At 74.2% G+C, this 26,385-nt stretch carries 21 protein-coding genes; 8 read left to right on the top strand and 13 right to left on the bottom strand.

The window, feature by feature from the left end; translation table 11 throughout:
* Window positions 1-160: 160 nt before the first annotated feature.
* Window positions 161-2,875: a LuxR C-terminal-related transcriptional regulator gene (locus ACF089_RS17855; RefSeq protein ID WP_392027168.1), complete on the top strand. Its 2,715-nt coding sequence runs from the start codon at window positions 161-163 to the stop codon at window positions 2,873-2,875.
* 103 nt (window positions 2,876-2,978) lie between these two features.
* Here ACF089_RS17855 and ACF089_RS17850 read toward each other — a convergent pair whose 3' ends face one another.
* Together ACF089_RS17850 and ACF089_RS17845 are read right to left on the bottom strand one after the other, a co-directional pair.
* Window positions 2,979-4,157 carry a FecCD family ABC transporter permease gene (locus tag ACF089_RS17850; RefSeq protein ID WP_392027165.1) on the bottom strand — a complete coding sequence of 393 codons (1,179 nt, stop codon included), beginning with the start codon at window positions 4,155-4,157 and terminating at the stop codon, window positions 2,979-2,981.
* Entirely contained in the window at window positions 4,154-5,158 is a 1,005-nt protein-coding gene (locus ACF089_RS17845) for a FecCD family ABC transporter permease (protein ID WP_392027236.1), read from the bottom strand. Before ACF089_RS17845 ends, ACF089_RS17850 begins: the two co-directional genes overlap by 4 nt.
* 371 nt (window positions 5,159-5,529) lie before the next feature.
* On the opposite strand from ACF089_RS17845, the gene ACF089_RS17840 reads away from it, so the two are divergent.
* The 4 genes from ACF089_RS17840 (at window position 5,530) to ACF089_RS17825 (ending at window position 10,017) form a co-directional block, all read left to right on the top strand.
* Complete coding sequence (locus ACF089_RS17840) at window positions 5,530-6,345, top strand: 2,3-dihydro-2,3-dihydroxybenzoate dehydrogenase (protein WP_392027162.1); 816 nt, start codon at window positions 5,530-5,532, stop codon at window positions 6,343-6,345.
* 137 nt (window positions 6,346-6,482) lie between these two features.
* The gene (locus ACF089_RS17835) at window positions 6,483-7,637 is read left to right on the top strand and encodes an isochorismate synthase (RefSeq protein WP_392027233.1); all 1,155 of its coding nucleotides are present in this window, start codon (window positions 6,483-6,485) and stop codon (window positions 7,635-7,637) included.
* A complete protein-coding gene (locus tag ACF089_RS17830; RefSeq protein WP_392027159.1) occupies window positions 7,634-9,349 on the top strand; it encodes a (2,3-dihydroxybenzoyl)adenylate synthase in 1,716 nt (571 codons plus the stop codon). The genes ACF089_RS17835 and ACF089_RS17830 overlap by 4 nt, the downstream gene beginning before the upstream one ends.
* A gap of 44 nt (window positions 9,350-9,393) precedes the next feature.
* Window positions 9,394-10,017: an isochorismatase family protein gene (locus ACF089_RS17825; protein WP_392027156.1), complete on the top strand. Its 624-nt coding sequence runs from the start codon at window positions 9,394-9,396 to the stop codon at window positions 10,015-10,017.
* A gap of 69 nt (window positions 10,018-10,086) precedes the next feature.
* On the opposite strand, the gene ACF089_RS17820 is transcribed toward ACF089_RS17825, so the two are convergent.
* The 5 genes from ACF089_RS17820 to ACF089_RS17800 form a co-directional block, all read right to left on the bottom strand.
* Complete coding sequence (locus ACF089_RS17820; RefSeq protein WP_392027153.1) at window positions 10,087-10,308, bottom strand: heavy-metal-associated domain-containing protein; 222 nt, start codon at window positions 10,306-10,308, stop codon at window positions 10,087-10,089.
* Between the two features lie 144 nt (window positions 10,309-10,452).
* Entirely contained in the window at window positions 10,453-11,229 is a 777-nt protein-coding gene (locus ACF089_RS17815; protein ID WP_392027150.1) for a hypothetical protein, read from the bottom strand.
* Entirely contained in the window at window positions 11,213-12,847 is a 1,635-nt protein-coding gene (locus ACF089_RS17810; RefSeq protein WP_392027147.1) for a substrate-binding domain-containing protein, read from the bottom strand. The genes ACF089_RS17815 and ACF089_RS17810 overlap by 17 nt, the downstream gene beginning before the upstream one ends.
* A complete protein-coding gene (locus tag ACF089_RS17805) occupies window positions 12,844-14,073 on the bottom strand; it encodes a hypothetical protein (RefSeq protein WP_392027144.1) in 1,230 nt (409 codons plus the stop codon). Before ACF089_RS17805 ends, ACF089_RS17810 begins: the two co-directional genes overlap by 4 nt.
* A 219-nt stretch (window positions 14,074-14,292) precedes the next feature.
* A complete protein-coding gene (locus ACF089_RS17800) occupies window positions 14,293-14,961 on the bottom strand; it encodes a hypothetical protein (RefSeq protein ID WP_392027142.1) in 669 nt (222 codons plus the stop codon).
* Window positions 14,962-15,688: 727 nt separating this feature from the next.
* Between ACF089_RS17800 and ACF089_RS17795 the strand changes: the two genes are divergently transcribed.
* A complete protein-coding gene (locus tag ACF089_RS17795) occupies window positions 15,689-16,420 on the top strand; it encodes a class I SAM-dependent methyltransferase (protein WP_392027139.1) in 732 nt (243 codons plus the stop codon).
* A gap of 76 nt (window positions 16,421-16,496) precedes the next feature.
* On the opposite strand, the gene ACF089_RS17790 is transcribed toward ACF089_RS17795, so the two are convergent.
* From ACF089_RS17790 to ACF089_RS17775, 4 genes are read right to left on the bottom strand one after another with little or no spacing between them, the layout of a single operon-like run.
* The gene (locus ACF089_RS17790; RefSeq protein WP_392027136.1) at window positions 16,497-17,684 is read right to left on the bottom strand and encodes an XdhC family protein; all 1,188 of its coding nucleotides are present in this window, start codon (window positions 17,682-17,684) and stop codon (window positions 16,497-16,499) included.
* Between the two features lie 44 nt (window positions 17,685-17,728).
* Window positions 17,729-20,113 (bottom strand): xanthine dehydrogenase subunit D, encoded by a 2,385-nt coding sequence (gene pucD, locus ACF089_RS17785; protein ID WP_392027133.1) that lies wholly within the window; start codon window positions 20,111-20,113, stop codon window positions 17,729-17,731.
* Window positions 20,110-20,658 carry a (2Fe-2S)-binding protein gene (locus ACF089_RS17780; protein WP_392027131.1) on the bottom strand — a complete coding sequence of 183 codons (549 nt, stop codon included), beginning with the start codon at window positions 20,656-20,658 and terminating at the stop codon, window positions 20,110-20,112. Before ACF089_RS17780 ends, pucD begins: the two co-directional genes overlap by 4 nt.
* Window positions 20,649-21,533 (bottom strand): FAD binding domain-containing protein, encoded by an 885-nt coding sequence (locus ACF089_RS17775; RefSeq protein WP_392027128.1) that lies wholly within the window; start codon window positions 21,531-21,533, stop codon window positions 20,649-20,651. The genes ACF089_RS17780 and ACF089_RS17775 overlap by 10 nt, the downstream gene beginning before the upstream one ends.
* A 295-nt stretch (window positions 21,534-21,828) precedes the next feature.
* Between ACF089_RS17775 and ACF089_RS17770 the strand changes: the two genes are divergently transcribed.
* Window positions 21,829-23,526, top strand: a complete 1,698-nt coding sequence (locus tag ACF089_RS17770; RefSeq protein ID WP_392027230.1) for a PucR family transcriptional regulator — start codon at window positions 21,829-21,831, stop codon at window positions 23,524-23,526.
* 94 nt (window positions 23,527-23,620) lie between these two features.
* Here the strand turns inward: ACF089_RS17770 and ACF089_RS17765 are convergent, their stop codons facing one another.
* Window positions 23,621-24,469 (bottom strand): TetR/AcrR family transcriptional regulator C-terminal domain-containing protein, encoded by an 849-nt coding sequence (locus ACF089_RS17765; protein ID WP_392027125.1) that lies wholly within the window; start codon window positions 24,467-24,469, stop codon window positions 23,621-23,623.
* A gap of 98 nt (window positions 24,470-24,567) precedes the next feature.
* On the opposite strand from ACF089_RS17765, the gene ACF089_RS17760 reads away from it, so the two are divergent.
* Window positions 24,568-25,413 carry an alpha/beta fold hydrolase gene (locus ACF089_RS17760; protein WP_392027123.1) on the top strand — a complete coding sequence of 282 codons (846 nt, stop codon included), beginning with the start codon at window positions 24,568-24,570 and terminating at the stop codon, window positions 25,411-25,413.
* A 32-nt stretch (window positions 25,414-25,445) separates the two neighbouring features.
* On the opposite strand, the gene ACF089_RS17755 is transcribed toward ACF089_RS17760, so the two are convergent.
* Window positions 25,446-26,099, bottom strand: coding sequence for a class I SAM-dependent methyltransferase (locus ACF089_RS17755; RefSeq protein WP_392027120.1), 654 nt, complete (start codon window positions 26,097-26,099; stop codon window positions 25,446-25,448).
* Window positions 26,100-26,385: the final 286 nt, after the last annotated feature.

Here is a 26,385-nt window from a genome sequence, read left to right as displayed (position 1 = left end):
CGTCTGCCAATCCCACCGATTCATCCGCTATCCTGCGTTTTGTCTTCCTCTAATATGTCAATACTTTTTGAGAAAGTGACAACTTTCATTCGATCATGATTATCCGCTCGGCTCGCGGAACAGTCCGTAAGCAGTACAGCGGACTCGGACAGGGGGCTCAGTGGAGAACAGTCTGCTCGAACGGGACGCCGAACTCACGGCGGTCGCACAGGCGGGCGCGTCGGCCGTCGCCGGAGACGGACGGTGGCTGCTGCTGCGGGGCACGACCGGAATGGGCCTGACCTCCTGTGTGACCGAGGCCGTCCGGCACGCCCGCGCGAACGGCATGCGCGTCGCGCACGCCCGCGGCTGCCCCCAGGAGGCCGACTTCCCCTTCGGCGTGCTGCGCCAGCTCTTCCCCGAGGCCGACACCCTCCCGTTCGCCTGCTCGCCGCCGGCCGAGGAGCGGCAGCGGATCTTCCACGGCCTGACCGACGAACTGGCCGCGCACGGACCGGCGCTCCTCGTCGTGGAGGCGGCCCAGCACGCGGACGAGGCCTCCTTCCGCTGGCTGCGCTATCTCACCCGCAGACTCGGCCGGCTCCCCGTCCTGCTGCTGCTCTCCGGCTCCCCCTCCCTCGACATCGACGGGCTCCCCGGCGCCACGGGCCAGGAGATGTCGCTCGCCCCCCTCAGCGACCCCGCCGTCGCCCAGCTCGCCGCCGCCCGCGGCCACGGCCCCGAGACCGCCCGGCTCTGCGCCCACGCGAGCGCGGGCAGCCCCAAACTCCTGCACGCCCTCCTCGCCGATCTGTCCGACGGCCCCGCGCCCCTCGGACTCGACGATCTGACGGGCAGCCGCTACCGCGACGCGATGACCCGCTGGCTGGCCGGCGACTCCTTACCCGGTCGCCGTGAGACCGCCCTCGCCCTGGCCCTGGTGCTCGCCCCCGGACCGGTGCCCCACCCCGACGTCCCCTTCCTGGCGGGCATGACCGGCCTGCCGCTCGGCCGGCAGGCCGAGATACTGCGCGAGGGCCCCTCGCTGGAGCGGCTGCTCTCCCACCCATTGGCCCGTGAGGCGGTGCTCGCGGGCGCCGCCGACACCGAACTCGGCCCGCTGCGGCTGCGCGCCGCCCGCCAGCTCTACGAACGCGGGGCGAACGCGGCGGCCGTCGCCGCCCAGCTGGCCCATCTCCCCCGCATCGGCGAGGCGTGGATGCCGCTCGCCCTGGAGCAGGCCGCAGACCAGGCGCTGCGCGAGGGCAGCCCCGACCGGGCCGTGCAGCTGCTGCGCCGGGCCGTCGGCGGCCCGCTCACCGCCGACCACCGCACCTCCCTGGTGTGCCGGCTCGGCTCCCTGGAGCTGTTCCGGTCCGCCGAGGCGGGCACCCGCCGGATCCAGCGCGAACTCCAGCACGCCGCCGGGCCCGACCGGCTCACGGTGGCCTCCGCGCTCTCCGGCGCGCTCGTCGCCTGCGGCCATATCGACCCCGCCCTGCGGGTGCTCCGCGAGGTCGGCGAGCGCAGCCAGGACTCCCGGCTGATCCAGACCGCCAAGGTCGTCGCCGCCGGCATCGCGATCCACGACCCCCAGCAGTGGCGGTACGCGGTCGAGGAGCTGCGCACCCTGGCCCGGGACGCCCCCGCCTCGCTCGAACCGCTGGTCTGCGGGCTGCTGACCGCGTACGACGCCGGGGTGGGCAGCCTCTCCGCGCACCGCGCCGTCGCCCGGGTCAGAGCCCGGCTGGGCGCGCCGGTCGATCCGCTGCTGCGGACGGGGTGGCTGGGCACGGCGGCCTCGCTGCTCCAGTGGGCCGACCGGCTGGACGAGGCCCGCGCGCTGACCCTGCGCGGTCTGCCGGACCAGCCCGAACTGCCCGATCTGACCGATGTGGGCCAGCAGTTCCTGGTCGGCGCCCGGGCCACGGCGAGTCTGTGGGGCGGGTACTTCCAGCAGGTCATCGACGAGTACGAGCCGGTGCTGCACGCCTCGCTCGACCGGGGGGTGCAATTCCCCCATCTGCTGTCCACCCTCTCCCTGGCCCACTTCGAACTCGGCCACCGGGACACCGCCTGGCAGCTGTTCTCCCGCGCGGGCGCCGACTCTCCGCACGACGCCTGGCCCTGGGACGATCTGCTCTGCACCCGGGCCAGGCTCTACGCGGCCGAGGGCCGCTGGCAGGAGGCGCTGGACGACTACCGGGCCTGCGGGATCCGGATGCTGCACCGCAATTTCCACAGCCCGGTCGCCCAGCCGTGGCGCTCCGGCGCCGCCCACGCCCTGGTCGCGCTGGGGCGGCCCGCCGAGGCGGTGGCCCTCGCCGACGAGGAGCTGCGGTACGCGCGCTCCTGGGGCACCCCCCGGGTCGTGGGCCGCGCCCTGCACGCCCGGGCCAGAGCCGTCGGCGGCCGGCGCGGACTGGAGACCCTCACCGAGGCCGTCGGACTGCTGCGCGCCTCCCCGGCGGTGGTGGAGCTGACCGAGGCCCTGCTCGACCTGGGCCGGGCGCAGATCGAGATGGGCCGGGCCCGCAAGGGGCGGGAGACCCTGCGGGAGGCGTACCGCACCGCGCAGCGGCCGACCCCGGAGCATCCGCCGCTGCCGCGTCTGGTGCGCGCCGCCGAACAGGCGCTCGCGCTGGTCGACGCGCGGGCGGTGCGCCGGACGCCCAACGGGGTGGGGTCGCTCACGGAGGCGGAGCGCCGGATCGTGGACCTCGCGGCGCGCGGGCTCACCAACGCGCAGATCGGGGCCTCGCTCCATCTGGCGCGCCGGACGGTGGAGACCCATCTGACGCACGCCTACCGGAAGCTCGGCGTCACCCGCCGGGCCCAGCTCACGGCCCGGCTGCTCACCGCGCAGCCGCACTGGCCCGACCCGGTGCGCAACTGAGACGCCCCGGCCCGCGTCCGGCGGGCCGGGGCGTCCCGGGCGTTCACGCCTCGCGCGTACGGCCATGGCTTCCGCGTGCCGTGCGGCGGTACGGGACGGCCGGTCAGCGGCGGCCGGCCCGCCACTCGTGGGTGAGCAGCCACATCAGATAGAGACCGCCGATGGCGGCCGTCATGATCCCGACGGGGAGCTGGACAGGGGCGAGCACCCGCTGGGCGGCGAAGTCGCTGACGGTCAGCAGGAGCGCGCCCATCAGCGCGGCCGGGATCAGCGTCACCCCGGCGCTGCGGGTGAGCCTGCGGGCCAGCTGGGGCGCGGCGAGGGCCACGAAGGCGATCGGTCCGGCGGCCGCCGTGGCGGTGGCGCAGAGCAGGACGGCCACCACAACGAGGGCGAGCCGGGAGCGTTCCACCGGCACGCCGAGGGATTTGGCGGACGCGTCGCCCGCCTCCATCATCCGCAGGTGCGGGCCGAGCAGCAGCGCGGCCGGGAAGAGCAGGGCGACGGCGGCCAGCGCGGGCGCCAGCTGGTCCCAGCCCCGGCCGTTGAGCGAGCCGGTGAGCCAGACGGCGGCGGCGTGCGCCTCGTCCAGCGACGCCTTGATCATCAGATAGGCGTTCACCGAGCTGAGCAGCGCGCCCGCCGCGATGCCCACGAGGATCAGCCGGTAGCCCTGCACGCCGCGCTTGTAGGAGAGCGCGTACACCGCGAGGGCCGTGCCGAGTCCGCCGAGGACCGCGCTGACGGCGACGGCGAACGGGCCGCCGCCGAAGACGAGGAGCTGGAGCAGGGCGCCGGTGGCGGCGCCGGTCTCGAAGCCGATGATGTCGGGACTGCCCAGCGGATTGCGGGCCAGGCTCTGGAAGATCGCGCCGCTCAGCCCGAGGGCCGCGCCGACGACGACGCCGACCAGCAGTCGCGGCAGCCGCAGGGTGTTGACGACATAGTCGGTGGCGGTGGTGCCCGCGCCGGCCAGGGCGCGCAGCACGTCGGCGGGCGAGACGGTGAAGTCGCCGGTGCCGAGCGCCAGCACGGCGACGGTGACGAGTGCGGCGAGCAGGGCGAATCCGGTGGCCAGCGGCCGCTTCGGCAGCCGCAGGGCGATCCGGCCGCCGGCCGCCCGCAGCCGCAGCCCGGGGACGAGCCGGCGGACCTCGGCCCCGGCTCCGGCCTCGCCGCCGGGGGCCGGGTCGTGGCCCGGGCCCGGGCCGGGCCCGCCGGGGCTCTTGACGAGGTCGGCGGTGAGGGAGTCGGGTCCGCTCACACCTGGGGCTCTGCTCATACCTGGGGCACCTTGCGCGTACGGACGAGGGCGATGAGGACCGGCGCGCCGATGGCGGCGGTGACGATGCCGACGGCCAGCTCGTCGGGGCGCACCACGAGGCGGCCGAGGACGTCGGCCCCGAGGAGCAGGACGGGGGCGAGGACCACGCAGTAGGCGAGGATCCAGCGGTGGTCGGGGCCGGTGATGAGGCGGGCGACGTGGGGCACGATGAGCCCGACGAAGCCGATGGGGCCCACGGCGGCGGTGGCGGCTCCGCAGAGCAGGGTCACGGAGAGGACTCCGAGGATCCGGGTGCGCACCACGCGGGCGCCGAGGGCCTTGCCCGTCTCGTCGCCGAGGGCGAGCGCGTTGAGGGACCCGCTCAGCGAGAGGGCGATGAGGGCGCCGGCGATCAGGAAGGGCGCGACCTGTCCGAGCACGGCCCCCTCGCGTCCGGCGAGGGTGCCGACGGCCCACATCCGCAGTTCGCCGAAGGCCTCGTCGTCGAGGAAGGTGACGGCGGAGATGCCGGCGATGAGCGAGGCGTTGACGGCGGTGCCGGCGAGGATCAGCCGGACGGGGCTCGCGGCCCCTCTGCCGGAGGTGCCGAGGATGTAGACGACGACCGCGACGACGACGGCTCCGGCGAACGCGAACCAGACGTAGCCGAGCAGGGAGGTGATCCCGAAGCCGCCGATGGCGACGACGACGGCGGCGGAGGCCCCGGACTCGATGCCGAGGAGTCCGGGGTCGGCGAGGGGATTGCGGGTCAGGGCCTGCATGACGGCCCCGGAGAGGCCGAGTCCGACGCCGACGGCGATGCCGAGCAGGGTCCGGGTGAGCCGGTAGTCCCGCACGATGACGGCGTTCTCGGAGCCGTCGGGATCCAGCAGTCCGCTCACGACGTCGCCGAAGGGGATGGACTTCGCGCCCAGCGAGATGCTCAGGACGATCATCAGGGCGAGGACCGCGCAGCCCACGAGGAGTCCGGTGAGCCGGGTCGCGATGCTCCGGCGCACCGGGGAGGGCGGCTCGGGGGCGGCGGGCGTCCCGTCGCGGACCGTCCGGCGGAGCGGGGGCGGGGGCGCGGGGACGCCGCTGGTCGTCTGCGGGCCCGGGGCGTCCTTCGGACTTCGGGGCTCGACCGCGCTGCCGCGCGAGGGGACCGTGGCCACTTCACCTTCTCCCTCTGAGTACAGGGAACCGATCACGGCCGCACCTGAATAGAACTAAGGTAAGCCTATCTTAAGTGCGCTCCGGGGAGACTCGCGGCGCGCTTCCGGAAGTCCTCGTGTCACCGCGCGAGTTCGGCCGCGAACCGGAAGGGGAGGGCAGGGTGGGCCAATGGCCACACTTAGGTTAGGCTCACCTAAGAACGAGGAGGTTGCTCATGCCTGACCACAGAGCGTCCGGCGGGGAGTTCGCCGGCCGCGTGGCACTCGTCACCGGTGCCGGACAGGGCATCGGCGCGGCGGTGACACGTGCTCTGGCCGCGCTCGGCGCCACGGTGGCAGCCACCGACCGGGCCGCCGACACGCTCTCCGCCGTCGCCTCGGAGCAGGCCGGGGAGCCGGGCCGGGACCCCGGGCGGGTCAGGGCCTATCCGCTCGACGTCACCGACGCCGGGGCCGTCGAGTCCACGGTCGCCCGCGTGGAGCGCGAACTCGGCCCCATCGACATCCTGGTGAACGTCGCGGGCGTGCTGCGCACCGCTCCCGTGGTGGAGATGACCGACCGGGACTGGGCGGACACCTTCGCCGTGAACACCACCGGCGTCTTCCATCTCTCGCGGGCCGTCGTCGCCCGGATGACACCGCGCCGCTCCGGCTGCGTGGTCACGGTCGCCTCCAACGCCGCGGGCATCCCCCGCCCCCGGATGGCCGCCTACGCCGCCTCCAAGGCCGCGGCCGTGATGTTCACCAAATGCCTGGGCCTGGAGAGCGCCCGCGACGGCATCCGCTGCAACGTGGTCGCCCCCGGCTCCACCGACACCCCGATGCAACGCGCCCTGTGGACCGACGAGTCGGGCCCCGCGCGGGTCATCGACGGCGACCCGTCCCCGGCGGCGTACCGCACCGGCATCCCGCTCGGCCGGATCGCCGCACCCGAGGACATCGCGGACGCCGTGGTCTTCCTCGCCTCCGACCGGGCCCGGCAGATCACCATGCACGATCTGTACGTCGACGGCGGCGCGACCCTGCGCTGACCGGACCGGCCGGTCCGCCGCGGCCGGCCCCGCCCCGGGCCCTCGCCCGACCGCTCTTCCCCCGCCCCCGCACCCTCACTTCGAACAGAGGAGTCACCGTGTCGACGGCTGCCCACCAGGTCGCCACACACCGAACGATGGACGAGCCGGCGCACCCCGCCGTCGGAGCCGCCACCGCACTTCTCGACGCCTACCGCCCGGACGCCCGCTTCCTCGCCACGCCCACCCGCACGCTGCTGGCGCACGGAGTCCGGAGCGCGATACCCGAGGGCGACGGGCCCGTCGCCCACCGGGTGGCCGCCGCTCTCGCCGGATCCCCCTCGGCCACGGTCGTCGGGGCCATCCCCTTCGACCAGACGGCGGCCCCGGCGCTGGTGATCCCCGAGGTCGTCCGCACCGGCCCGCCGCTCGTCTCCGACCCGCTGACCGCGCTCCCCGCGGGCAGCGCGCCGTCGGGCGGCTGGGAGATCCGGCCGGAGCCCGCGCCCGAGGTGTACGCCAAGGGAGTGGCCTCGGCCGTCGACCGGATGTGGCAGGGCGAGTTCAGCAAGGTCGTCCTGGCCCGCACCCTCGCCCTCACCGGCCACGACCCGCTGGACATCCCGGGGATGCTGGACCGGCTCGCCCGCCGGGACCCGGCCGGCTACACCTTCGCGCTGCCGACCGGCCCCGGCCGCACCCTGCTGGGCGCCAGCCCCGAGCTGCTGGTCTCGCGCCGGGGCGGCCGGCTGGTCTCCAACCCGCTCGCCGGGTCCACCCCGCGCAGCCCCGACCTCGCCGAGGACGTGCGCCGCGCCGCCGCGCTCCTCCAGTCGGCCAAGGACCTCCACGAACACGCCGTCGTGGTGGACGCCGTGCACCAGGGGATGGCGCCGTACTGCTCGTCCATCGACGTGCCGGCCCGGCCCACCCTGATCCGCACCGCCGCCATGTGGCATCTGTCGACCACCGTCACCGGCGAACTCGCCGACCCCGGGATCTCCGCGCTGGAGATCGCCTGCGCGCTCCACCCGACGCCCGCGGTCTGCGGCACCCCCACCGCGCTGGCCCGCACCGTCATCCAGGAGACCGAACCCTTCGACCGGGGCTTCTTCACCGGCGTGGTCGGCTGGGGCGACGCGTCCGGCGACGGCGAATGGGTCGTCACCATCCGCTGCGCCGAGGCCGAGGAGCGCACCCTGCGGCTGTACGCCGGGGCCGGGGTCGTCGCCGCCTCCGAGCCCGAGGCGGAGACCGAGGAGACGGCCGCGAAATTCCGTACCTTCCTGAACGCCGTGGGAGCCGAGCTGTGAGCACCGTTCCGGCCGGGGCCGCCGCCCCGGAGACCGCCGCCGGGCCCGAGGAGCCCCCCTCCCCCCGGACCACCGGCGCCCCCGAGGCGCCCACCTGGCCCGAGGAGTTCGCCGCCCGCTACCGGGCCGCGGGCCACTGGCGCGGGGAGACCTTCGGCGGGATGCTGCGCGACCGGGCCGAGGTCCACCCGGACCGGATCGCCGTGATCGACCCGGCCGGCGGCCCCGCCGGCGGCCGGCGCGTCTGGACGTACGCCGAACTCGACCGCCGGGCCGACCGGATGGCCGCCGGATTCGCCGCGCGCGGCATCGGCCGGGGCGACCGGGTCGTGGTCCAGCTGCCGAACGTCGCCGAGTTCTTCGAGGTGGTCTTCGCGCTCTTCCGGATCGGCGCGCTCCCCGTCTTCGCGCTGCCCGCCCACCGCAAGACCGAGATCGGCTACTTCTGCTCCTTCACCGAGGCCGTCGCCTATGTGATCCCCGCCGTCCACGAGGGATTCGACTACCGGACGCTGGCGACGACGGCCCGCGCCCAGGCCCCCTCCCTCAAGCACGTCTTCGTCGCCGGGGGCGACGCCGGGTACTTCGAGAGCCTGGCCGAGGTGCCGGCCGAGCCGGTCGACCTGCCCGAACCGGCCCCCGGCGACCTGGCGTTCCTCCAGCTCTCCGGCGGCAGCACGGGCGTGCCCAAGCTCATCCCGCGCACCCACGACGACTACATCTACTCGCTGCGCGGCTCCAACGAGATCTGCGCCGTCGACGAGAACAGCGTCTATCTGTGCGTACTGCCCGCGGCGCACAACTTCCCGCTCTCGTCCCCCGGCTCGCTGGGGACGCTGTACGCGGGCGGCCGGGTCGTGCTCTGCCCCCGGCCCGTCCCCGACGAGGCGTTCCGTCTGATCGAGTCCGAGGGCGTCACCATCACCGGCGTGGTCCCGCCGCTGGCGCTGGTCTGGACCGAGGCCGCGCCCCGGTCCGCGTACGACCTCGGCTCGCTCTCCGTACTGCTGGTGGGCGGGGCCAAGTTCAGCGAGGAGACGGCCCGCCGGGTGCGCCCGGCGCTGGGCTGCTCGCTCCAGCAGGTCTTCGGGATGGCGGAGGGGCTGGTGAACTACACGCGGCTGGACGATCCGCAGGAGACGGTCCTCACCACCCAGGGCCGGCCGATCTCCCCCGACGACGAGATCCTCGTCGTGGACGACGAGGACAACGAGCTGCCGGTCGGCGAGACCGGGCATCTGCTGACCCGGGGCCCCTACACGATCCGCGGCTACTGGAAGGCGCCGGAGCACAACGCGCGCTCCTTCACCGAGGACGGCTTCTACCGCACCGGCGACGTCGTCCGACTCACCGCGACGGGCCACATCGTGGTGGAGGGCCGGGCCAAGGACCAGATCAACCGCGGCGGCGAGAAGATCGCGGCCGAGGAGGTGGAGAACCACATCCTCGCCCACCCCGCCGTCCACGACGCGAACGTGGTCGCCGAGCCGGACCCGTATCTGGGCGAGCGGACCTGCGCGTACGTGATCCTCCGGCCGGGCGCCGAGCCGCTGCGGGCGCCCGCCGTGAAGAAGTTCGTACGGGAACGGGGACTGGCCGCCTACAAGGTGCCGGACCGGGTGGTCTTCGTGGACGCCTTCCCCAAGACCGGCGTCGGCAAGGTCTCCAAGAAGGATCTCCGCGCGGCGGCGACCTCCCCGGCCGCCCCGTAAGCCGCCGCCCCGACCCGCACACCACCGCACGGAACGGAATCCCCATGGCTCTGCCCGCCATCGCCCCCTACTCGATGCCCAAGCCGGACGAACTCCCGGCGGGCCGGGTCGACTGGGAGGTGGACCCGGCCCGCGCGGTGCTGCTCGTCCACGATCTCCAGAACTACTTCCTGTCGGCGTACGGGGACCACCCCGAGCCGCTGAACACGCTGCTGCACCAGGTGTCCCTGCTCCGCAAGGACGCGGACCGGCTCGGGGTGCCCGTCGTCTACACCGCCCAGCCGGGCGGCCAGACGGCGGCCGAACGCGGCCTCCAGCAGGACTTCTGGGGCCCCGGGCTGCCGAACGACCCGCACGCCGCGGCCATCGCGGAGGCCGTCGCGCCCGGGCCGGGCGACACGGTGCTGACCAAGTGGAAGTACAGCGCGTTCGTCCGGACCGATCTCCTGGAGCTGCTCCGCGAGCAGGGGCGCGACCAGCTGATCGTCACCGGCGTCTACGCCCATATCGGCGTGCTGACGACCGCGTGCGACGCCTGGATGCAGGACGTCCAGGCCTTCGTGGTGGCGGACGCCGTCGCCGACTTCTCCGAGCGCGAGCACCGCATGGCGCTGGAGTGGGCGGCCGGGCGCTGCGCCCGGGTGATCACGGCGGACCGCGTCTTCTGATTCCGGCCCCGGACGCACACGGGCCCCGGGCGCATCGCGCGCCCGGGGCCCGTGTGCGTCCGGGGCCGGTCAGTCGGCGCGGCCGAGGAAGTCGTATCCGGCGTCCTCGACCGTCTCGGAGACCAGCCCGTCGTCCGGCTCCGTCTCGGTGGTCACGGTCAGCACCCCCGTGGAGATCTCCATCCGCACGGTGCGCACCGTGTCGAGCGCGCGCAGCGCGGTGCTGATCCGGGCCTGGCAGTGACCGCTGTTGACTCCGGCGACGCGGTAGGCGGTGCTGTGGAGCGCCATGGTGTTCCTCCTTGATGCTGATACCCCTGGGGGGTGTCTGACAGCTCCATTTATACCCCCAGGGGGTATCCATCGGCAAATGCGGGCCCCCGGACCCTCGGACCCTCTGGCTCGCGGGCTCTCTCCGCCGGGCCGGACGGCCGCTCAGCGGAAGATGGCCATGGCCTGGATCTCCAGGATCTGCTCCGGGGCGTTCCAGTCCTGGACCTTGCCCAGGCAGCGGGCCGAGAAGGCTCCGTCGGGGACCTCGTTGCGCAGGCCCTCCGTGACGCAGACGAGCCGGACGCGCGGCCCGCGGGCGGGGTCGTCCGGGTCGCCGTAGGGGGCGATGAGGACGGTGGAGTCGGGGGACTCGCTGATCTTGCGGAAGCGGCCCCGGATCAGGACGAAGTCCTCGATGTCGCGCAGCCGCACGTCCTGCGGCGCGGGCCCCGGACCGCCCCGCAGGGAGAGGGCGCCGGCCAGGGCCGCGTTACGGCGTACCGTCTGGTTGACGAGGTCGACATGGACGATGACGTCCTTCGCCTCCAGCACATCCATGATCACGCCGATCACCGAGATCGGCTCGGCGACCTCCAGATACTTGCTGACGATCTCCTTGTTGTCGCGCTTGCCGCCGCCCGCGCTCACCCCGAAGACCGTCGCCCGGATGGTGCCGTCGGCGCTGTCGCTGGTCCGCTGCTCGACCTCCTTGCGCAGGGCCGCGGTGTAGTTGCGCATCTGGTAGTGGTCCATGACGGAACGGTCGTGGAGGTAGAAGCAGATGCTGTAGGTGAGATTGCGGTCGCGGCCGCGCCGCCTGCGGGCGAGCAGCAGGAGCACCGGCGCGGTCAGCAGCGTGAGCGCGCCCGCCGCGGTCAGCAGCCACACCAGCATCCAGGGCCACCAGACGCTCCACCACTCCTCAGTCCACACAGCCACGGATCTCCTTGAAGGCGTCGAGGACGGGCCGGTCGGCGGCGTCCGCGAGGCGGCCGCCCGTCGCCCGGGCGGCCCGGCCCAGTTCGGCGGCGTCGGCCTCGCCGTAGCGGACGGTGTGGGTCCGGATCTCCCGGGCCCCGGCGGACCGGTCCCGGTGGCGGCGGAGGAAGGCGTCCAGACCGATGCCCGCGTTGTTCCGGCCGTCCGTCATCAGCACGATGGAGAGCCGCTCGCCGGGGTGGTCGCGCAGGATCCGGCCGGCCGTCCGGTAGGCGTGGTCCAGTCCGGACCAGATGGCGGTGGCGTCGTCGAAGTCCTCGGAGGCCACCAGATCGCGCAGCCGCTCCAGGTCCCGGCCGTCGCGATAGGTCACGGTCCGCTCGTCGAGCACCCGTCCGCCGAACCGGAGGACAGTGATCTTCTCGCCCCGGTGGAAGCGGAGAAACTTTCCCGATCGCGAATCGTCCGCGCCGCCGAGGCCGTCGAAGGCGGCCCGCAGCCGCTCGATGCGCTCCCCGCGCATCGAGCCGGAGTAGTCGAGGAGGAAGAGCACATGGGCGGTGCGGCGGCGCCGGGGATCGCCGTAGTCGGCGAGCAGCCGGTCGACCACCTGCGGGCGGTCCGGGAAGTAGAGCGCGTTGCCGATGGGTTCGCGCAGGCCGGGGATGCGCTCCAGGGCGGGGTCGATCGGCCGCCGCAGGGTGCGTTCCATGATCTTTCGCTGTACGGGTTCGCTCTTCAGCCACTCGACCAGCCGGTCGTAGGGGGCGCGCCGGGCGGGGTCGAGGAGGAGGAGCGGGTGGTCGGAGAGGACCATGCCGTCCTTGGGGTGGACGATCTCCAGCGGGGTGCGGAGCTTTCCGGAGGCGTTGAGGGCGAGCAGTTCGGACTCGTGGGTGATCAGGGCGTCCAGGGTGTCCTGACGGGCGGCGAAGGCGTCGGCGAGCCGGGCCGGGGAGTCCTCGGTGAGGGCGTGGCCGCTGAAGAAGCCGCTGAGGCGGTCGCAGGAGACGTCGCCCGGGCGCAGTACGCCGCCGGTGCCCGCGGCGGCGGTCGCCACGCCGACGAGGGCGGCGAGTCCGCTGGTGGTGTGGCGGGGGTCGGCCATGGCGAAGGAGAGGGAGCCGCCGGCCGCCGCGTCGGCCGCGTCCGCCCAGGAGATCTGCCGGTCGCGGCCGGCGGCGCGCAGCCGGGCGGCGGTGGCGGGCTTCATGCCGATGACGACGGGGGAGCGCATGATGCCGGTGGTCAGGGGCGGTTCGGCGCGGCGGCCCGCGGCCCGCAGCCGGAGCTGGAAGGAGCGGTCGGAGGCGAGCCAGGCGATGTCGTGGCGGCGATCGCCGCGGGCGAGTTCGCGGTCCGCGTCGGCGGCGCCCCGGTACTCGGTCTCGATCCGGATGCCGGTCTCCCGGCGGAAGTCGTCGAGGAAGGGGCCCATGTCGGCCAGCTCCGGGGCGGCCAGCAGCCGGAGGGTGACGGGCGCGGGCGCCTCATCGGTGCAGGCGACGGCGGCGCCGAGCAGAAGCAGCGCGAGGAGGAGGGGGAGGCCGCGGCGGGCGCGGCGGCGCGGGGCGGCGGCGGGACGGGCCGCGGGGACCGGCCCGGGCCCGGGCGTCATCCGCCGCCCTCGGGCGGGCAGTCCCCGACGATGGAGATCATGCGTTCCAGAAGGCGGAGCCGGGGCATCGCGGCGCGGGTGTCGGTCGCCACGGCGGGCACGGGTATCCCGCTCTCGTCGAGGAAGCGGGTGAGCTGGTCGCCGGCGACCTCTCCGGTGGGGTCGAGAATGCGGAATCCGAGCTCCATGGCGCGCCGGCGCAGCTCGGGGTCCTCGCTGATCAGCCGGCCGAGCCGGTCGCCGTCCTCGTTGAGGGCGAGGAACTGGGGCTGGGAGACCAGTTGGCTGTCCGGGTAGAGCAGGACGCGGCGGGAGTCCAGCTCCTTGGACTGGGCGAGGTGGTGCGCCTGGTAGGTGAGGTACTGGTGCTCGTACGCGACCACGACCGGGGCCACGCCCTTGCCCTCGGGGGAGACATAGGTGCGGAAGACGTCGGCGTGCGGAAGTCCTTGTTCCATGAGCGGTTTGATCCGCCGGGCGCGCTCGTCCGCCTCCCGGTCGGTCTCGGGGACCTCGTCCGCCTTTCCGCGCCAGGTGAAGGAGACGAGGGCGAGATAGGTGCCCGCCGAGTTGGCCGTGCAGACATCGGGGCTCTGGGCGAGAATTCGGTTGGTGTTGGTGATTCCGTGGCGCTGGATTCCGATGTCGTTCCACTGGCGCTTGCGGTGGACCAGTTCCAGGAACTTCCGGGTGTCGAGCCGGTAGTAGAGGGGTTTTCCGCCGTCGGACGCCTCCTGGACGGTGGCGATTCCGGCGTCCTTGAGAGCCTCGGCGTACTCCCGATAGGAGGCGAGCACGATCGGGCTGACGAACGGCCGGTAGATCTTGGTGAATTCGTTGCGGGCGGCGCGTTCACGGGTGATGAGATCTCCGGCGGGCTGCCCGGAGGGAAAGACGAAGTCGTAGGAGGAGAGGTCCCGGATGGCGACCTCGCGGGATCCCGTGCTGGTGATGTGGATCCTGAGGTGGTGCTTCAGCAGGATCCGCCGGACCTGTTCGTCCTCGAAGAAGTCCCGCTTGGAGGCCATCTTGCCCTCCAGCGTGATGACGCGTTCGAAGGGCAGCAGGGTGTTCCCGGAGACGCCGAGCGCGGTCGCGCCGGTGAGGACCGTGGCCAGCGCGGGCAGCAGGACGGCCAGGAGGCCGCGCCGCGACCAGGCGGACGACGGCGGGCGGCGCAGCGCGAGACGCGGCTCCTCCGCGACGGGTCTCTCTCCGACGGTCACCGATACCTCCCCCGACTCCCCCGGCCCGGCGGGGTGAGCATTCCCCGGCGAGCCCCCGTTCCACCGTCCGTACGGACATCCGTACGACCGTCCGACGCGATTCCCGTACGGCCCCCCCGGCGCGCTCCCCGCCGCCGTCCGCCGTGGCGCGCGGGGCCCTGGGCGGCAGCCCTCAGGGCCGTCGGCGGCGGTCCGCGGCGAACGGCCCGGTCGCCCGTGTCACGGCGTACGGACCGCGCCCAGCCGCTCGGCGACGCCCAGCCTGGCGGCCCATTCCAGGGCGGAGGGCAGCCGGGACTCCCGGGGCAGCGGGCCGCCCGGCCGGGTCGCCGAGTCCATCAGGTCCTTGAGGGCCGACTCGTTCACCGTGCCCGCCCCGACCCGGGCGACGAAGCGCGCGGCGGCGTCGCGGTCCCGGTAGCCGGCGTCGGCGAAGCTGTCGGAGAGGTACTGGTCGTCGAAGATGCCGGCGTATCCGTCGCAGGAGGCGACCAGGCCGTCGTCCAGGACGTAGTCGGGGTAGGGCGCCCGTCCCCACCGGCCCTGCTCCCACCAGTACAGATAGCCCAGTTCACAGCCGTCGTTCATTTCCCGCAGCCGGTCCAGCGGCAGCCAGGCGGGCGCGTTCACCAGCAGGTCGACGGGCTTGTCCCCCCGGTAGGTGGTGTCGCTGCAGTCGACGTCCTGACCGTAGAAGAGCGCTCGGTCCTCCGACTTCAGCACCAGGGTCCAGCCGCCATTGGAATGCGAACACGAAAGCTCACGATCGATCAAACGGAATGCGGGCCTCGCAGTTCTGGTGACGGCGATCAGTACGAGTGCGACGGCGCGTTCCCACATCCGCTCGGGCCTGCCCAGCTGTATGGGAATTGCCGGCTCGTTGGTCATTTCAGTCCCTGCTGTCAACGCTACGTATTGCTGACCGAACATTCAGCGCTACCGAACCATACGGCCGGACCGAGCGGCGACGCCAACGCGCGGCGTGGCGCTCGCACCGGGCAACGAACTCGTCCTGAGTTGTGCCGGTTCACTGTCATGGATATGCATGCGAAGCACCATGGGATGAATATTCTTCAATGGGCGGGGAGAGGGAGGGCCGGCGCTCGGCCGGGCGGCCGTCAGAAGGTCGTTCGCGCCCGCCCGCGCCGCGGGGAGTCCGCCCCCGGCTCCGCCGCCGGACGGCCGGGGATCCGGCCCGGTCCGACCGCCGGACGGAGGGCGGCCGGGCGCAGCGCGCCACGACCCGTACTGAGGCGAGGGACCCCTGTCGGACTCATGGGGGTGAACGTATCCCCCGCTCTCGATTCAGTGTTCGCATTTGCTTATCGTTTACCGAATCCTCATGACTCGGCTGGCTGAAACCAGCCCCCTCCACATAAGCGGAAGCTGTCTGTCCGGTAGTTCGGCTCCCCCGGGCGCAGCCGCGATGACCCGCGGATACCACAGAGCAGGCCCCCGGCGCACTCCGGCGCGCCGACACACCGGGGAAGGTTGCGCGAATGCTTCCGCCCGCGCGGAGAACGGCCGGATCCATGAATCGCCGCGGAGTCAGCCGTGCAACGCCCGACGATCTCGCCCGGCGACGGCCCCGGACGGGCCGGGTACTGTGACGCCGATGTTCTCCCCCTCCGGCCCCACCGCCCGCGAACTGGCCGTCCAGGCGCTCTCCTCGGTCGAGCGAGGCTACGACCTCCTCGCCCCCTCGTTCGACGCGACCCCCTTCCGCACCCCGGACCTGGTGCTCGATCCGGTGGTGCGCGCGGTGCGCGCGCTCGGCCCCTTCCGGTCCGGGCTCGACGTCTGCTGCGGTACGGGCGCGGGGACCGAGGCGCTGCGGCGGCTCTGCGCGGACCGGGTCACGGGCGTCGACTTCAGCGCAGGGATGCTGGCCCGGGCGCGGGCCGCCCTGCCGCCCGCCCCGGACGGGCCCGGCGTCGGCTGGGTCCGGGCCGACGCCCGGGCCCTCCCCTTCGTCTCCGCCTTCGACCTGGTCACCAGCTTCGGCGCGTTCGGCCACTTCCTGCCCGCCGAACGGCCGGACCTCTTCGCCGGGATCCACCGGGCGCTGCGCCCCGGCGGGCTGTTCGTCTTCCCGCTGCCCGCTCCCCCGCCGGTCGGCTCCCGGACGTACTGGTCGCTGTGGGCGTTCGACGCCGTGATGCGGGTGCGGAATCGGGTGTGGCGGCCGCCCTTCGTCATGTACTACCGCACCTTCCGGCTCGCCGACGTCCGGGACGAGCTGGTCCGGGCGGGCTTCTCGGTCGGGTCGATCCCGCTGGAGGAGCTGGGCCGCCGCCCGGACGGCGCGCCGAACTGCCGTCTGGTGACGGCCCGCAGGACCGGCTGAACGCGCGGCCGGACCGAGCGCGCGGCCCGGACCGGACCCGTCGCGCCGACCGGGCGGGTCCGGCCGGTCCCGGCGCTCAGGCGGGCGAGCCCAGGCGCGGGGCGTCGTGGTGGATGGGGATGTGCGCGCCCGTCAGGGAGAGTCCGCTGCCGCCGCGTCGCTCGGCGACGATCTCCGCGGCGATCGAGAGGGCGGTCTCCTCGGGCGTATGGGCCCCGAGGTCCAGCCCGATGGGGCTGTGCAGCCGGGCGAGTCCGGCGTCCGGCACCCCGGCCTCGCGCAGCCGCCGCACACGGTCCTCGTGCGTACGGCGGGAGCCCATCGCGCCGACGTAGGCGACCGGCAGCGTCAGCGCGTGCACCAGGAGCGGCACATCGAATCTGGGGTCGTGGGTGAGGACGCACAGCACCGTGCGGGAGTCGGTCACGGTGGCGGCGAGATAGCGGTGCGGCCAGTCGACGACGACCTCGTGGGCGTCCGGGAAGCGGGCCGGGGTGGCGAAGACGGGGCGGGCGTCGCAGACGGTGACCCGGTAGCCGAGGAAGGCTCCGACGCGGGCCAGCGCCGAGGCGAAGTCGACCGCGCCGAAGACGATCATCCGGGCGGGCGGCACGCTGGTCTCGACGAGTACGGTCAGCGGGCTCTCGCACCGCTCGCCGTCCCCGCCGCCGAGCACGGCGCGGCCGGTGCTCCCGGCGTCCAGCATCGCCCCGGCCCGGCCCACCGCCACGCGGTCGAGCCCCGGCCCGGCGCCGAGGGTGCCCTCGTGCCCTCCGCCCGGCCGGACCAGCAGGGCCTGTCCCGCGCTCGGTCCGGGGCCGTCGGCGGCCCGGACCAGGGCGACCGTCTCGCCCCGGGCGGCGGCGGCCAGCGCGCCGGCGAGCACCCGGCCCGGTCCCTCCCGGAGCGCGGGAGGGGAGCCGTCCGGCGCCCCGGCATCGGCGGACCGGGGCGCGCGGACCGGCGCGACCAGGACATCGATGACTCCGCCGCAGGTCAGACCCACGGCGAAGGCGTCCTCGTCGCTGTACCCGAAGCGCTCGACGACGGTCTCGCCGTCGTCGAGCGCCCGTCGGCACAGTTCGTACACCGCCGCCTCCACACACCCTCCGGAGACCGATCCGATCACCGTGCCCTCGCTGTCGACGGCCAGGGCCGCGCCCGGGGGGCGCGGTGCGCTGCCGGTGACGGCCACGACGGTGGCGACGGCGAACGAGCGGCCCTGGCGGACCCATCGGCCGAGTTCCTCGGCGATGTCCAGCATGGCGGCCTCCTCGGGGGCTCCTCGGGGTGCGGCGGGCGGACCGGTCAGCCGCCGGTGAGGTGCTCGGGCCGGACCGGGACGCGGTTCAGCTCCAGCCCGGTGGCGTCCCGGATCGCCGCGAGCACGGCGGGGGTGGACGAGAGGGTGGGGGCCTCGCCGACGCCGCGGAGCCCGTAGGGGGCGTGGCTGTCGGCGAGTTCGAGCACATCGACGGGGATCGCCGGGGTGTCGAGGATGGTGGGGATCAGATAGTCCGTGAAGGAGGGGTTGCGGACCTTCGCGGTCACCGGGTCGACGAGGATCTCCTCCATGATCGCCATGCCGAGGCCCTGGGTGGTGCCGCCCTGGATCTGCCCGGCGACGGAGAGCGGGTTGAGCGCCTTGCCGACGTCCTGGGCGCAGGCCAGCTCGACCACCTTGACCAGGCCCAGTTCGGTGTCCACCTCCACCACGGCGCGGTGGGCTGCGAAGGAGTACTGGACATGGCCGTTGCCCTGCCCGGTGACCCGGTCGAACGGCTCGGTGGGCCGGTGCCGCCACTCCACCTCGGCCTCGACCGTCTCGTCCCCGAGCAGCTCCGCCAGATCGGCCAGCGCCTCGCCGCCGCCGGTGACCACCCGGCCGCCCTCCAGCAGCAGTCCGTCCTCGGCCCAGGCGGGGTGGCGGGCGCCGAAGAGCCGGCGGCCCCGCTCCAGCACCCGTTCCCGGACGGTCTCGCAGGCGTGTTTCACGGCCCCGCCGGTGACATAGGTCTGGCGCGACGCGGAGGTGCCGCCGGCCGAGCCGATCCGGGTGTCGGCGGGCCGCACTGTGACCTGGGCGACGCCGAGTTCGGTGCGGGCGATCTGGGCGTGGACGGTGATGCCGCCCTGGCCGACCTCGGCCATCGCGGTGTACACGGTCGCGACCGGGACCCCGCCGGCGTTCTGGAGGCTCACCCGGGCGGTGGAGTAGTCGTCGAAGCCCTCGGAGAAGCCGACGTTCTTGATGCCGACCGCGTAGCCGACGCCCCGGACGACGCCCTCGCCGTGGGTGGTGTTGGAGAGTCCGCCGGGCAGGGCGCGGAGGTCGGGTGCGCCGCCCGCGGTCTCCCACTGGCGCTCCGGCGGCAGCGGGCGGGCCTTGACCCTGCGCAGCAGTTCGGCGACCGGGGCCGGGGAGTCCACCGGCTGGCCGGTGGGCATCAGGGTGCCCTGTTCCATGGCGTTGCGGCGGCGGAACTCGACCGGGTCCAGGCCCAGCCGGGCGGCCAGCTTGTCCATCTGGGCCTCGTAGGCGAAGCAGGCCTGGACCGCGCCGAAGCCGCGCATGGCCCCGCAGGGCGGGTTGTTGGTGTAGAGGGCGAGGGCCTCGACGTCGACGTCGTCCACGGCGTAGGGGCCGACCGCGAGGGACGCGGCGTTGCCGACGACGGCGGGCGAGGAGGAGGCGTACGCGCCGCCGTCCAGGACGATCCGGCAGCGGACGTGGGTGAGCCTGCCGTCCCGGGTCGCGCCGTGCTCGTAGGTCAGTCTCGCCGGGTGGCGGTGGACATGGCCGAAGAAGGACTCGAAGCGGTTGTAGACCATTTTGACGGGCCGGCCGGTGCGCAGCGCGAGCAGACAGGCGTGGATCTGCATCGAGAGGTCCTCGCGGCCGCCGAACGCGCCGCCGACCCCGGCGAGCGTCATCCGGACCTTGTCCTCGGGGAGGCCGAGGACGGGGGCGATCTGGGCGAGGTCGGAGTGGAGCCACTGGGTGGCGACGTGGAGTTCGACGCCGCCGTCCTCGGCGGGGATCGCGAGTCCCGACTCGGGTCCCAGGAACGCCTGGTCCTGCATGCCGAAGACATAGCTGCCGCGGACGGTGACCTCGGCGCGGCGGGCGGCCCGGGCGGCGTCGCCCCGGACGATCGGCTGGCGGTGGAGGATGTTGGGGTGCGGGACATGGCCGCTGTGGTGGTCGGCGCGGGCCTCGTGGACCAGGGGCGCGCCGGGCGCGGTGGCGGAGGCCTCGTCGGTGACCAGCGGCAGTTCCTCGTAGTCGACGCGGATCCTCTCGGCGGCGCGGCGGGCGGTCTCGGGGTGGTCGGCGGCGACGAGGGCGACGGGCTCGCCGTGGTGGCGGACCTTGCCGGTGGCGAGGACGGGGGTGTCCTTCATCTCCAGTCCGTAGGTCGTCACGGCGGTGGGGAGGTCCTCGTGGGTGAGGACGGCGCGGACGCCGGGGACGGCGAGCGCCCGGGAGATGTCGACGGAGCGGATGGCGGCGTGGGCGAGGGGGGAGCGCAGGGTGTGGCCCCAGAGCATGTCCTCGTGCCACATGTCGGAGGAGTAGGCGAACTCTCCGGTGACCTTGAGGAGGCCGTCGGGGCGGAGGGTGGACTCGCCGACGCCCCCGGCGGTGCGGGAGCCCTGGGTGAGGGCGCCGGGCGGCCTCGTGGTGGTCATCGGTCCTCCCCCTCCTGGCGGGCGGCGGCGAGCCGGACCGCGTCGAGGATCTTCTCGTAGCCGGTGCAGCGGCAGAGATTGCCGGAGAGCGCCTCGCGGATGTCGGCGTCGGACGGCAGGGCGTTGCGCTCCAGGAGTTCGTCGGCGGCGACGAGGAGGCCGGGGGTGCAGAAGCCGCACTGGACGGCGCCGGCGTCGATGAAGGCCTGCTGCACGGGTGAGAGGCCCAGGGCCTCGGGGCTCCAGCGGCGGGCGTCGCTCGGGTCGGCGCCGGTCGCGGGGCGGCCCGCGCGCCGGGCCGCGTGGTCGGCGAGTCCTTCGACGGTGACGATGTCCCGGCCTTCGGCCTGACCTGCGGCGACCAGACAGGAACAGACCGCGACCCCGTCGAGCCGGACCGTACAGGATCCGCATTCGCCCTGCTCACAGGCGTTCTTGGAGCCGGGCAGGCCCATGCGTTCCCGCAGGACGTACAGCAGGCTCTCGCCCTCCCACACATCGTCGGCCTGCTGCCGTCTGCCGTTGACGGTGAAACTCACACGCATGGGGCGCTCCTTCCCTCACGGTACGACTCCCACGTCCAGCCGAGCGTCCGGCGCGCCATCACCCCGACCGCGCGGCGGCGGTAGCCGGCGGTGCCGCGCACATCGTCGATGGGGTCGCAGGAGGCGGCCGCCAGCTCGGCGAAGCGCGCGGCGACCGACGGGGGGATGATCTTCCGGCTCTCCCAGAGGCCGTCCTCCTCCAGCGCCGCGCTCAAAAACTCCTCGGCCGCGGCGGCCCGCACGGGGGTGGGGGCGGCGGAGCCGATGCCGGTGCGGACCGTGCGGCGGCGGGGGTGCAGGGCGACGGCGAAGGCGCAGACGGCGATGACCATCGCGTTGCGGGTGCCGACCTTGGAGAACTGCTGGGGTCCGTCGGCGCGGGCGATGTGGACGGCCCGGATCAGCTCGTCGGGGGCGAGCGCGTTGCGTTTCACGCCGGTGTAGAAGGAGTCGACGGGGATACGGCGGCTGCCGCGCACCGACACGGCCTCGATCTCGGCCCCCGCGGCGAGGAGGGCCGGATGGGCGTCCCCGGCCGGGGAGGCGGTGCCCAGATTGCCGCCGACCCCGCCCCGGTTGCGGATCTGCGGGGAGGCCACGGTGTGCGCGGCGATCGCGAGACCCGGCAGCTCGGCGCGGAGATTCTCCATGATCCGCGTGTACGGGACGCTCGCGCCGAGCCGTACGGCGTCCTCGCCGACCTCCCACTCCCCCAGCTCACCGATCCGGCCGAGGTCCATCAGGCGGTCGGGGCGGCGGCGGTCGAAGTTGATCTCGACCATCACATCGGTGCCGCCCGCGATGGGCACGGCGTCGGGGTGCTCGGCCTTGGCGGCGAGCGCTTCCTCCCAGCTGGCGGGCCGAAGAAAGTCCATGAAGGCTCTTTTCTGGGATCTCGCTGGCTTCATCGGGCGACGGCCGCGGTGCGCGCCCGGCTCGCCGACGGGTCTCGGCGAGTTCCTTCCCCGTGCGCAGCCGAAGTGATCCGGCCCCAGTCAACAAGGGTGCGCCGGGTCCGGTGCAGTCACCGAAGACATGAAGGAGTTGGCTGGCCGCCGAGGTCTTCTTGTAGATTCGAACGAAAAGCGGGGCTCGGTGATACCACCGTTCCCCCAGGGACACGGCGGCCCCATGCCGCCGAAGACGACGAGACGGATCGGCGAGGGCGAGATGCGGCTGCGCGCACTGCTGGAGAACGACGCGCTGGGCCTGCGGCTGCTCGGCGGCGCCCAGGAGCTGGACCGGGGCGTGCGCGGGGTGATGACCACGGACCTGCGCGATCCCAGCCGCTATCTGTCCGGCGGCGAGCTGGTGCTGACCGGGCTGGCCTGGCGGCGCTCGCCGGAGGACTCCGAGCCGTTCGTCCGGATTCTGGCGGGTGCGCAGGTCGCGGCGCTGGCGGCGGGCGAGGCGGAGCTGGGGGCGGTGCCGCCGGATCTGGTGGCGGCGTGCGAGCGGCACCGGCTGCCGCTCTTCGCCGTCCATGAGTCGGTGGCGTTCGCGACGGTGACCGAGTACGTCGTCCGGCAGGTCTCGGGCGAGCGCGCGGGCGATCTGGCCGCGGTGGTGGACCGCCACCGCAGGCTGATGACCTCGGGCCCGGCGGGCGGCGGCCCCGACGCGGTGCTCGACCTCCTCGGCACCGATCTCGATCTGCGGGCCTGGGTGCTGTCGCCCACCGGCCGGCTGATCTCGGGCGAGGGCGAGGGGGAGCCGCTGCCGGCCGCCGTACGGGTCGCGCTGGCGGGCGAGCATCTGGCGGCGGCCCGCACCGGGCGGCGCGGGCCGCACCGGGCGACGGTGAACGGCACGGCGTACTCCCTCTTCCCGATCGGCGGCGCGGGCCGGGGGACCCCGGCGGCGGGCCGGGACGCACGGGAGAGCGTGCTCTTCGACTGGCTGCTGGCGGTGGAGGCCGACGCGGGCGACTGGCCCGCCGAGCGGCTGGATCTGCTCCAGGGCGTCACCCAGCTGATCGCGGTGGAGCGGGAGCGCCGGGAGACGGCCCGCGCGGTGCGCCGCCGGCTGGCCCAGGAGGTGCTGGAGCTGGTCCAGACGGGCGCCGCGCCCGCCGAGATCGCGGCACGGCTGCGGGCGGCCGCGCCGGTGCTGCTGCCGGGGCTGGGGACCGCGCCGCACTGGCAGATGGTCGTCGCCCGGGTGGAGTGGGCCCCCGACGGGGCCGGCGCGGTCCCGGAGGCGGGTCCGGCGGCCCAGTCGCTGCTGGAGGAGATCCTCGTCAGCCCCTCGGACGCCGGACCGGACTCCTCGGACCGGATCGCGGTCGCGCACGCGGGCGGCGAGGCGATCGCCCTGCTGCCGCTGCCCCAGGCCGGCGGACCGGACGCGGAGCCCGGGCCGGGCCCCGAGGAGGGGCTGCACGCGGAGGCGCTGCTCGCCCGGGTCCGCGAGCCGCTGTCGGCCGGTCTCGGCGACGACGGCCGGCTGACGATCGGCGTGAGCGCGGCGGTCAGCTCGGCGGAGGGGCTGCGCGGCGCGCTGGAGGAGGCCCGGCACGCCCGCCGGGTCGCCGCGGCCCGCCCCGGCCGGGTGTGCGCCGCGGGCCACCACGAGCTGGCCTCGCACGTACTGCTGCTGCCGTTCGTCCCGGACGACGTCCGGCGGGCGTTCACGGCCCGGCTGCTCGACCCGCTGCGGGAGTACGACCTGCGCCACCGGGCGGAGCTGATTCCGACGCTGGAGGCGTTCCTGGCGAGCGACGGCTCCTGGACCAGGTGCGCGCAGCGGCTGCATCTGCATGTGAACACGCTGCGGTACCGGGTGGGGCGGATCGAGCAGCTCACCGGGCGGGATCTGTCCCGTCTGGAGGACAAGCTGGACTTCTTCCTCGCCCTGCGGATGAGCTGAGGCACCGGGCGCGGGCCGGGTCGGGCAGTCCCGGCGCGACGGCGCCGGGTCGGGCCGGGCGGTCGCGGCGGGGGCCGAGCGGTTCCGGCGCGGGTCACCGGGCGGGGGCGGCGGGCGCTCCGGTCGCCCTGTGCCGTTCCGCCGCCGCCTCGACGCCGTCCAGCAGCACGGCCAGCCCCTCGGCGAAGACGTCGTCCTGTTCGCGTTCCCACGCGGTCCCGGAGCCGCCGCCCTCGCGGGGGGACGAGGACTCGGCGGCGAGCCGCACCGACCGGGGGAAGCGGGCAGCGAAGTCGGGCGCGACCTCGGCCAGCAGCGCGGAGCGGCCCGCCCACCACTCCGCGTCGGAGACTCCGGTCGCCGTCGCCGCCCGCCCGGACTCGGCGGCGGTCCGCGCGGAGCCCCGGACGTAGTGGAACAGCGAACTCACCACGGCCCGCAGGGTCCTGGGCGGCAGCCCGGCCCCGTCCAGGGCCCCGAGCAGCGACTCCAGTACGGCCTGCTCGTGCGGGCCCAGCACCGGGCGGGCGTACGAGACCTGGAGCACCCAGGGGTGGCGCAGGCACAACGCCCGCAGCTCCCCGGCCCACACCGTCACGGCGGCCCGCCAGTCCTCCCCCGCGCCGTCCCCGGCGGGCGGTCCGGACAGCTCCGCGTGCACCCGGTCGTACATCAGGTCGAGGAGTTCCGCCTTGCCGGGCACATAGGTGTAGAGGGTCATGGAGGAACGTCCGAGCCGCTCGGCCACCGTGCGCATCGAGAGACCGGCCATGGTCTCCGCGTCGGCGACCTCGATCGCCGCCGCCACGACGGCGTCGACGCTCAGCGCGGGCTTGGGCCCGGGAGCGGTCCGCCCGCCCTCGCCGCCCTCGGTGTCGCCGGAGCGCGCCCACAGCAGGGCCATGGACACAGCCGCGTCGCCCTGACCGGCGATGATGCTCACCAGAGATCTCCTTACGTCATAAGGTATTGTCCGAGCCATCACTTTACAGCGTAAGGAAATATGAGGGCCCGGCGACGGGCCGGATCGGGAGAGAGCCGATGACCGAGGCGACACTGCACGACGGAAGCTCCCTGGAACTGACCGTCCACGGCGACGGACCCGACCTGCTGCTCCCGGTCGACCCGCGTCCGGCGGAGGGATCGCGCGCCGAGGAGCTGCGGAAGTGGGGGGTGGACCCGGCGCTGGGACGGACCCTGATCGACGGGCTCGGCGACGCGTTCCGCGTCATCGCCTTCGACTACGAGGGCCACTTGATGAGGACGCCCCGGCCGGACACCCTGACGCCCGACAGCATCGCCGCCGATCTGCTGGCGGTCGCCGACGCCGCCGGGGCCGGCCGGTTCGCCTACTACGGCTACTCATGGCTGGCGCTGAGCGGGCTCCAGCTCGCGATCCGCACCGACCGCCTCTCGGCGCTCGTCATGGGCGGCTTCCCGCCCGTCGACGGCCCCTACGCCGAGATGCTCCGGGTCACCGCGGCCGCCCACGAGATGTCGGGCCCGGCCCCGAGCGCCCCCGAGCCCGCCGCCGGATCGGCCGACGCCGACTGGTCTGCCGCGAAGGTGTCGATGAGCCGGGCGCAGACCGGCCAGTTCCTCACCCTCTACCGAGCCCTGCGGGGCTTCGACGACCGGGCCGCGCAGGCGCTGATCGGCTGCCCCCGGCTGTGCGTGGTGGGCTCGGCGGACGAGATCCGCTACGGCGAGCGCTGGGGCGGGGTGACCGTGCGCGTCGCGGGCCCGGTGGTGGCGGGGCGCGCCGAGCTGGAGGCCGCCGGGTGGGACGTGGCCGTCCTGGACGGGCTCGACCACACACAGGCCATGCAGCCCGAGCGGATGCTGCCCGTGCTGAAGCCCTGGCTCACCGCGCGGCTGACCCCGTGACCGCGTGACCCCGTGACCGCCCGGGCCGTCGCTCAGACCCGCGCGATCAGCCCATAGCGCTCGTCCGTCACCGCGCGGCCCCACAGCAGGGCGTCGTCGCCGAGGGGCTCGACCCGAAGCTCGGCGACGAGCGGGCGCACCGCGTCCGCCAGCTCTTCGGCGCCGACGCCCCCGTGCCACGGCAGCGTGTCCGCCCCCGCCACATACGGGTCCGCCGCCGCCCCGGCCTCCCGCCAACGCCCCTCCACCAGAACGAGCGTGCCGCCCGGGCGGATCCTGCTCACCCACTCCTTCAGCGCGGCCCCCGGATCGGGCAGCGTCCACACCAGATGACGCGAGAGCACCACGTCGAACCGCTCGTCGCCGAGCGGCGGCGCGGCCGCGTCGCCCACCAGGAACCGGCCCGCCAGCCCGCCGGCCACCAGCTTGACCCGGGCCCGCTCGACCATCCTCGGGGACAGATCCACCCCCGTGACCCGATGTCCTACCTCGGCCAGCAACCGGGCCAGGGAGCCTGTGCCGCACCCCACGTCCAGCACGTCCGCCGGGCCCAGCGGAAGCCACGAGTCGAGCAGCCGGGCCCAGCGGGCGCGCGTCGCCCCGTCCCTCAGGCCATGATCCGGCTCATCGTCGAAGCGCGGGGCGGCGGCGTCCCAATAGGCCCTGACCTCAGCGGAATTCGTCATCCCCCGATCCTCCCACCCCCCACTGACACCCCTCCCTCCCCCACGCCGCCCACCCACCGATCCACGAACGCACACCCCCACACACCATCCCAACCCGCGACGCGAACCCAGCCGTCCCGCGACAGGAACCCAGCCCGTCCCGCGACGCGAACCCAGCCCGTCCGGCGATTGAGGACGGACCCGCACCACGGGACCCCGCAGCCAACCGCACCACCACACCGGGGCTCCGCCCCGCACCCCGCGCCTCAAACGCCGGCGAGGCTGAGGGGTTCCACAAGCCCGTCCG

The sequence above is a fragment of the Streptomyces sp. NPDC014894 genome (assembly GCF_043080985.1).
Lineage (GTDB): Bacteria > Actinomycetota > Actinomycetes > Streptomycetales > Streptomycetaceae > Streptomyces.
Note: the sequence above shows the minus strand (reverse complement) of the source record. Positions and strands in the feature narration are given on the sequence as shown.

Excerpts from the sequence above, each read along its gene's own strand:
- ACF089_RS17840 (WP_392027162.1), top strand. The coding sequence starts at position 5,530 with ATGCCTGACCACAGAGCGTCCGGCGGGGAGTTCGCCGGCCGCGTGGCA.
- ACF089_RS17795 (WP_392027139.1), top strand. The coding sequence starts at position 15,689 with ATGTTCTCCCCCTCCGGCCCCACCGCCCGCGAACTGGCCGTCCAGGCG.
- ACF089_RS17755 (WP_392027120.1), bottom strand. The coding sequence starts at position 26,099 with ATGACGAATTCCGCTGAGGTCAGGGCCTATTGGGACGCCGCCGCCCCG.
- ACF089_RS17775 (WP_392027128.1), bottom strand. The coding sequence starts at position 21,533 with ATGGACTTTCTTCGGCCCGCCAGCTGGGAGGAAGCGCTCGCCGCCAAG.
- ACF089_RS17800 (WP_392027142.1), bottom strand. The coding sequence starts at position 14,961 with ATGACCAACGAGCCGGCAATTCCCATACAGCTGGGCAGGCCCGAGCGG.
- ACF089_RS17790 (WP_392027136.1), bottom strand. The coding sequence starts at position 17,684 with ATGCTGGACATCGCCGAGGAACTCGGCCGATGGGTCCGCCAGGGCCGC.
- ACF089_RS17760 (WP_392027123.1), top strand. The coding sequence starts at position 24,568 with ATGACCGAGGCGACACTGCACGACGGAAGCTCCCTGGAACTGACCGTC.
- pucD (WP_392027133.1), bottom strand. The coding sequence starts at position 20,113 with ATGACCACCACGAGGCCGCCCGGCGCCCTCACCCAGGGCTCCCGCACC.
- ACF089_RS17780 (WP_392027131.1), bottom strand. The coding sequence starts at position 20,658 with ATGCGTGTGAGTTTCACCGTCAACGGCAGACGGCAGCAGGCCGACGAT.
- ACF089_RS17835 (WP_392027233.1), top strand. The coding sequence starts at position 6,483 with ATGGACGAGCCGGCGCACCCCGCCGTCGGAGCCGCCACCGCACTTCTC.
- ACF089_RS17810 (WP_392027147.1), bottom strand. The coding sequence starts at position 12,847 with ATGACGCCCGGGCCCGGGCCGGTCCCCGCGGCCCGTCCCGCCGCCGCC.
- ACF089_RS17825 (WP_392027156.1), top strand. The coding sequence starts at position 9,394 with ATGGCTCTGCCCGCCATCGCCCCCTACTCGATGCCCAAGCCGGACGAA.
- ACF089_RS17850 (WP_392027165.1), bottom strand. The coding sequence starts at position 4,157 with ATGAGCAGAGCCCCAGGTGTGAGCGGACCCGACTCCCTCACCGCCGAC.
- ACF089_RS17820 (WP_392027153.1), bottom strand. The coding sequence starts at position 10,308 with ATGGCGCTCCACAGCACCGCCTACCGCGTCGCCGGAGTCAACAGCGGT.
- ACF089_RS17770 (WP_392027230.1), top strand. The coding sequence starts at position 21,829 with ATGCGGCTGCGCGCACTGCTGGAGAACGACGCGCTGGGCCTGCGGCTG.